Source organism: Arthrobacter sp. TWP1-1 (assembly GCF_049897845.1).
In the GTDB taxonomy this organism is placed as follows: domain Bacteria; phylum Actinomycetota; class Actinomycetes; order Actinomycetales; family Micrococcaceae; genus Specibacter.
Window position 1 is genome coordinate 64049 of the sequence record NZ_JAFCXC010000013.1, and the last position, 6428, is coordinate 70476.

Annotated in this window: 4 protein-coding genes; 3 read left to right on the top strand and 1 reads right to left on the bottom strand. The window is 62.9% G+C overall.

Features of this window, described 5'->3' with window-relative positions:
• The first annotated feature begins 17 nt into the window (after positions 1 to 17).
• Positions 18 to 1031, top strand: a complete 1014-nt coding sequence (locus ACP7B9_RS17145) for a DUF2804 domain-containing protein (RefSeq protein ID WP_425865179.1) — start codon at positions 18 to 20, stop codon at positions 1029 to 1031.
• A 177-nt stretch (positions 1032 to 1208) separates the two neighbouring features.
• On the opposite strand, the gene ACP7B9_RS17150 is transcribed toward ACP7B9_RS17145, so the two are convergent.
• Entirely contained in the window at positions 1209 to 3188 is a 1980-nt protein-coding gene (locus ACP7B9_RS17150; RefSeq protein ID WP_425865180.1) for an amino acid transporter, read from the bottom strand.
• Positions 3189 to 3532: 344 nt separating this feature from the next.
• Here ACP7B9_RS17150 and speB point away from each other — a divergent pair, with 344 nt between their 5' ends.
• Together speB and ACP7B9_RS17160 are read left to right on the top strand one after the other, a co-directional pair.
• Positions 3533 to 4600 carry an agmatinase gene (gene speB / locus ACP7B9_RS17155; RefSeq protein WP_425865181.1) on the top strand — a complete coding sequence of 356 codons (1068 nt, stop codon included), beginning with the start codon at positions 3533 to 3535 and terminating at the stop codon, positions 4598 to 4600.
• Positions 4597 to 6276 (top strand): thiamine pyrophosphate-binding protein, encoded by a 1680-nt coding sequence (locus ACP7B9_RS17160; RefSeq protein WP_425865182.1) that lies wholly within the window; start codon positions 4597 to 4599, stop codon positions 6274 to 6276. The genes speB and ACP7B9_RS17160 overlap by 4 nt, the downstream gene beginning before the upstream one ends.
• The last annotated feature ends 152 nt before the right edge of the window (positions 6277 to 6428 follow it).

Genomic DNA, 6428 nt, shown 5'->3' on the forward strand with positions numbered 1-6428 from the left:
ACCCCGAGGACGACGTCATGAGCATGCTGGTGGAAACCGAAATCACGGCCCCCGTTGCGCTGGTTCTGCCCAACGGCCGGCTCAATCCTGCAGCGGTGGGCTGGACCCGTACACCGCTGCACGACACCTCCGGCATTGGTCGCGGCAGGCAGCGATGGGGGCGGAACAAGCGCTGGGAGTATTGGGCGGTGACCTCCCCAACTCACATCATTGCCTTGACGGTTTCCTCGCTTGACTACGCAGCCGTGCATGAATTGTGGGTGCTGGATCGGAGCACGGGCGAATCGATCGGCGCCAACGTGACCGGCGTGCTCGGCGGCAGTGCCACCCTTGCGCCGTCGTTGGGGGACGGGCCGGCCCGGGCCAGGACCAAGAAGCTGCGGATTGACCTTGATGAGTTGCCCGGTGGGACGCGGCTGCGTGCCGTGACGGATCGGGTGCGGTTGGATGTTGTGGCGGAACGGCCTGCCGGGCATGAATCGCTCGGTGTTGTGGTGCCCTGGAATGAGCGTCAATTTCAGTACACGGTCAAGGATGTTGCCCGGCCGGCCAGCGGATCATTGTGGGTTGACGGCGTCGCTATTGAGATTCCGACGGGCGAATCGTGGGCGGTGCTGGACCACGGCCGCGGGCGTTGGCCCTACTCGATGCATTGGAACTGGGGAGCCGGTTCCGGGGTCACGGACGGGCGCATCATTGGCATCCAGCTCGGTTCCAAATGGACCGACGGCACCGGCGCCACCGAGAACTCGCTCTTGGTGGATGGGCGCCTGCACAAGATCAGTGAGAATCTTGTCTGGGATTACAGCACTACCGCCTGGCTGGCGCCGTGGCACATCCACGGCGCCAGCGCGGACCTGGTGTTCACCCCGTTTTACGACAAGGTTTCCGCCATCAATCTCGGCGTGCTGGGGAATCAAACTCATCAGTGCTTTGGCCATTACGACGGCGCGATCACCGACAGCGCAGGCGCACGGATCCGGGTGGCCAACATTCTGGGGTGGGCCGAGGACGTCCACAACCGCTGGTAGTCCCCACGCCCTCCCTGACCTCGTGCCTCGGCCCTTCGTTCGTCGACCCGTCACGTAACGCCCTTTAGAAACGTTCTAAAGGGCGTTACGTGACGACTCAACGCAGAGACGGGCATGTCCGACTCCCAAAATGCACCTCATGGCGCATTTTCGTAGCCGTCGTGGGCCAATCGCGCCTTAGCCGACGTGAACCCAGGGGCGTTCGGTGAGCTCGGGTTCGGCCTCGCGCAGCACTTCCCTTGTGACAGGAGCGATTTCGCCCTCGCCGATGAGCAGGTACTTGAGCAGGTTGCTGATGGGGTTGCCCTCGGTCCAGCGGAAGTAAATGTGCGGGATCATGCCGGTGGCGTCGCGAATGTGCAGCAGTACTGCGGCGATCGTGTTCGGCACGTTGGAGCTGTGCACCTCCAGAATTTTGTAGCCGTGCCGGGTGATGCCGCGGACCTCGAGGGCTGTTTCAAAGTCCGATGAGTCATCCACAATGACCTCCATGAACAGCACGCAGCGCGGATCGCCCATCTCATTGACCTGCGTGGCCTGGGTCAGCTTGCGTCGGTACGCTGCAGCGCTGCGCTTCTTGGGGTCGTGGGAAATGATCCGGATGTTGCCCTCATCCACTGCGGCCACGAAGCCCATCGCGGCCTCGTCCATACGGATGTACGTAGCCCGCAGCTCGAAGGAGCGGCGTATACGTGAAAGGAGGCTGACCACCACAATGCCCAAAATAAACATGAGTGCGATCTTCAGCCCGTCCGGCCGCTCGATCGAGTTCGCCACGGTGGTGTACAGGAACGCCAACGAGACCGCGCCAAAGGCAATGGTCTTGCCGCGCTCACCCTTGCGCTTGGCAGAAAGCGTGACGGCGATCGCCGCCGAGGTGATGAGCACCAGCACGCCGGTGGCGTAGGCACCTCCCTGGGCATCGACGTCGGCCTTGAAAATAATGGTGATCAAAAGTGCGACGGCGGTGAACACGAGTACCAGCGGCCTGACGGCGCTGGCCCATTCGGGCGCCATGCCAAAGCGCGGCAGATAGCGCGGGACTAGGTTGAGCAGTCCGGCCATGGCGCTGGCCCCGGCAAACCAAAGGATGGCGATGGTGCTGACATCGTAAACGGTGCCGAAGCCTTCGCCCAGGAGATCGTGGGCAAGGAACGCCAGGGCGCGACCGTTGGCTTCCCCGCCGGGCTGGAATTCGGCCGCAGGAATCAGGATGGTGGTGGCCAGGGATGACGTGATGAGGAAGGTGCTCATGATGACCGCGGCGGTGGTCAGTAGGCGGTGGGCGCCCTTGATGCGGCCCTCCGGGTTTTCGTCGGTGTCGGTGGCTGGGCCCTTGATCTGGGGCATGACGGCCACGCCCGTTTCGAATCCGGAGAGTCCCAACGCGAGGCGCGGGAACACCAGGAGGGCGATGGCAACGACCATGATCGGGTTGCCGTGCTGGGTGGTGAGAGCGGTCCACCAATCGTTCGTCAGAAGTGGGCTGTGCACCACCTTTATGAGGGAAACCGTGATGACTACGAGGTTCAACGTCAGGAAGACGGCCACCAGAACCACGGCGATGCCGATGGCCTCCTTGAAGCCGCGCAGGAATACCGCGGCCAGGGCGGCAACCAAAACGAGCGTGATAATGATGTTTTGTCCGTGCAGGAAATCCGGGGCAAAGGGATTCTCAATGACGTGGGCCGTGGCATCGGCCGCGGAGAGCGTAATGGTGATCATGAAGTCGGTCGCGGCGAATCCCAGCAGGGCGAGGACGAACAGCTTGCCCCACCAGCGGGGGAGGAGACGTTCGAGCATGGCGATGGAACCGGCACCGTTGGGGCTCTCCCTGGCTACACGTTTGTAAACGGGGAGTGCGCCGAGCAAGGTCACGAGCACCAGCACAATGGTGGCCAGTGGTGCCAGCACGCCGGCCGCCAACGCTGCGATGGCCGGCTGGTAGCCAAGGGTAGAGAAATAATCCAGGCCTGTCAGGCACATGACCCGCCACCAGGAATGTGGCTTATGGTTTGCGGCGGGACGACCGTGGGGTCCCTGCCGTTTGCCCGAACTTTCCGGCATGCCCTCGAGCAGCCATTGATGCAGGGCTGCCTTTCCGTGGAGCTTTCCTGAATCCCAGGGTTCGCTTGGATCTTTGGTCAGGGAGGTCACGCGCTGCCTTTCAGTGTGGTGCCGCTTTCAGTGTGGTGCCGCCCGGAGGTGGCGGAATGCTGGGCGATGAATTGGGGGCTCCACCGCCCAGCCTATGGAGACTAGCACCGATGAGGGGTGAAAAAGTGGGTTCTTTACGGAATCTATACGCCCCTATTTTGTGGGTCACAGGGTACGGTTTCGCGGTCAAGTGAGTCCGGCTCCACGACGGAAGGTATCTAATGGGAAACATATGGTTCCCATTAGGCAACTTCGGTTGTACGATGGTGAACAACTGCTCGGATGTGACGCACATCGTAGTACGGCACAAAAATTCGGGTCACGCCCTAGAAATGAGGACATCCATGAAAGAGCTCCGCATCGAGGCCAACGGGAATCTTGGTCCGATCGATTCCTCTCAAATTCCGCGGTACGCGGGCGCTGCCACGTACGCACGCCTCCCGCGTCTGGACCAGGTCGCCAAGACGGATATCGCCGTCGTCGGTGTTCCTTTCGATAGTGGGGTGTCCTACCGGCCCGGTGCGCGATTTGGCGCCAACCACGTGCGCGAAGCATCGCGGCTGCTGCGCCCGTACAACCCCGCCTGGGATGTCTCGCCCTTTGAAAACTGCCAGGTGGCAGACGCTGGCGACATGGCTGTCAACCCCTTCAATATCAATGAAGCCATCGAAACGATCCAGCAAAATGCGCTCGATCTGACCTCCGGCGGCGCAAAGCTGCTCACCATCGGTGGCGACCACACCATCTCCTTGCCGCTGCTGCGCGCCGCGGCCGAACGCGCCGGCGAGCCCGTAGCCATGCTGCACTTTGACGCTCACCTGGATACCTGGGACACCTACTTCGGCGCCGAATACACGCATGGAACACCCTTCCGCCGCGCCGTCGAGGAAGGCATCCTCGACACCGAGGCTATTTCCCATGTGGGCACCCGCGGTCCGCTTTATGGCAAGAAGGACCTCGACGACGATCACCGCTTCGGCTTCGGAATCGTCACGGCCGCCGACGTTTACTACCAGGGCGTGCTTGAGACGGTAGCGAAGATCCGCGACCGCATCGGCAAGCGACCGCTCTACATTTCCGTCGACATCGACGTGCTGGACCCCGCGCATGCGCCCGGCACCGGCACCCCCGAAGCCGGCGGCATCACCAGCCGTGAACTTATCGAGATCATCCGCGGCTTCCGAGGCATGAACCTCGTCGGTGCCGACATCGTGGAGGTGGCCCCGGCCTACGACCACGCCGAAATCACCGGCATCGCCGCCAGCCATGTTGGCTTTGAACTTGTCACCTTGATGGCCGACAATCACGTTGCGGGGGATCGCTTCGGCGCCCCCAACGGTTACGCAGCTCAGGCGCTCGATGCTGAAGCACGACGCCGGCCGGCCGGGTTCGCGCCGGACGGCGCCAAGTGAACGCCCCGGTAAGCGGGACCGCTGAGGTCCAGCGCAACGGTGGTGACCTTGTGGTGGAGACACTCACAGCATTGGGTGCCCACACAGTTTTTGGTATTCCCGGTCAGCACGCCTTGGGTCTCTTTGACGCACTCAGCCGCTCGCCGCTGCACTTTGTTTCCTCTCGTGTGGAGAACAACTCGGCGTTTGCGGCCGACGGCTACTCCAGGGCCACGGGCGAAGTGGGCGTGTTGTTCCTGTCCACCGGCCCCGGTGCGCTGACGGCCTTGGCAGGTTTGCAGGAAGCCTACGCGACCGGTGTGCCCATGATTGTTGTGGCCAGCCAGATCCCGTTGGAGGGATTGGGTGCCCGCCGCAAGGGCATGCTGCATCAACTCGATGACCAGAAGGCGTCCGCCGCCAACGTCACCAAGAGCCAGCGGCTCATCCAGCACGCTTCCGGCATCCCCTCTGCCATTCAGGATGCGTGGACCGAAGCGGTGTCCTCACCTCAAGGCCCGGTGTGGCTTGAAGTTCCGCAGAACGTCTTGCTGGATCCCATCTTTGTGCCGGCCGTCGAGGATGCGCTGGCCGAACCGTTCGACAACCCTCCGCGCGTCGAGCTCATCCGGGAAGCCGTCAAGTGGCTCTCGGCCGCCGAACGTCCTGCCATCGTGGCAGGTGGCGGTGTGCGCCGCGGCCGGGCCGAGGAGCAGTTGCTGGCCCTCGCCGAAAAGCTCAACGCCCCCGTGATCTGCACCCCGGGCGGCAATGGCGCATTCCCTTGGACTCACGAGCTGTCGCTGCAGTCGTGGATCGAGGACAGGTACGTCACCGAGGTCCTCGAAGATGCCGATGTCCTCGTGGTCATTGGCTCCTCGCTGGGTGAGGTGTCCAGCAACTACTTCACCATGGAGCCGCGCGGGCGCATCATCCAGATCGACGCCGAACCTCGTGTCCTGGAATCCAACCGGCCCGCGTTGGGCATCCGGGCCGACGCCGGCCAGGCTCTGTCGGCACTTGATGAGGCGCTGACCGAACCCCACGGCGATAAGGCCAGCTGGCATGGCGCCACCCCGCAGACCGTCGTCAAGGACACCCTCGCGAAGGTGCAGGCCCGGCTTGATGGCCAGGACTTGACGCTGGAACGCACGTTCATGGCCGACATTCGTGCGGCCGTCCCGGCTGACATGCAAACGTTTTGGGACATGACCATCTCCGCCTACTGGGGCTGGAGCTGCTGGGATTCCAAGGACGGCCAATTCCATTCGGCCCAGGGCGCCGGCGGTCTGGGCTATGGCTTCCCCGCCGCGATTGGTGGGGCGCTAGGTCTGCAGAGCCAAGGCAAAGCGGCACGTGTTTTGGCAGTTGCCGGCGATGGCTCCTCCATGTATTCCATTGCCGAGCTGGCTACAGCCAAGCAGCACAATGCCCCCGTCACCTGGTTGATTGTTGACGACGGCGGCTACGGCATTCTGCGCGAATACATGATCGACGCCTTCGGTAAGGCCACGCATACCGAGCTTGCCCGTCCTGACTTCGTGAAGCTGGCCGAGGCGTTCGGTGTCCCGGCGCAGCGAGTGAAGCCCGAAGATGTGGGGGACGCGCTCAAGGCGGGGTTTGCCGCAGACGGGCCGAACGTCGTCGTGGTTGATGTGTTGTTGAAAATGTTCGGGCCCACCCACCTGGACATCTAGCCCACCCGCTCCCGCCGAACGTACAGTAGATGCCGATGTTTCTCGGGCAAAGTCAAGTGGTCGTAGCAACGCGGGGGTTATGCTGCTGTTTGCAGCAGCTGGTTGAGTCGGTTGGCAGGCGTCTCAAGGTTGAGGGTCGGGCGGGGCCGGCG